This is a genomic window from Alcanivorax sp. HI0044, from assembly GCF_001634945.1.
The window spans coordinates 1-610 of sequence record NZ_LWEZ01000592.1 but is presented as its reverse complement, the minus strand read 5'-3'; the positions used below and the strand labels follow the sequence as shown (position 1 = coordinate 610).

Annotated in this window: 1 protein-coding gene; it reads left to right on the top strand. The window is 60.3% G+C overall.

From position 1 onward, the window contains the following. Window positions 1-610, top strand: a 610-nt coding sequence (locus A3730_RS07130; RefSeq protein ID WP_231883884.1) for a PAS domain S-box protein, incomplete at both ends; no start/stop codon positions are given.

Sequence of the window (610 nt, the reverse complement as noted above, 5' to 3'; positions counted from 1 at the left end):
ATTGGGGCCGTTACCGTTGCGGTGGTGTTGCTGGGTGCACTGTTTTTTCAGCGTAGCCGGGCGATGCTGGCCCAGGTAAAAGACAGTGAAATTCGCTTTCGGCTGGCGATGAAGCATTCCTCCATCGGCATGGCGTTGCTGAGCCCCAAGGGGGAGTGGCAGGCGGTGAATCATGCCTTGTGTGACTTGGCAGGCTACGACGAAGCGGGGCTGCTGAGCACCTCCTTTCAGGATATTTCCCACCCGGATGATCTGCTCAAGAGCCGGGGGATGCTGGCGGACCTGTTGGCCGGAGACATCACCGGATACTCACTGGAACAGCGCTTTATCACCCGTCGTGGCGATGATCTCTGGGTGCGCCTGTCGGTATCGGCGGTGCGTGTCGAGGGGCAGGTCAGTTATTTGATTGCCCAGGTAGAAAATATCCATGCTGCCAGGCTGTCGGAACAGGCGCTGCAGGAGAGCCGCCAGCGCCTGCAAATGGCCCTGGAAGTGGGTGGCGTGGGTATCTGGCAATACAGCCCGCAGAGCGGTGTGTTGTTCTGGGATGAACGCATGTACGAGCTGTACGGGGTGCAGCCCGGCGCGCCCGGCGATGGCACCTTGCAGA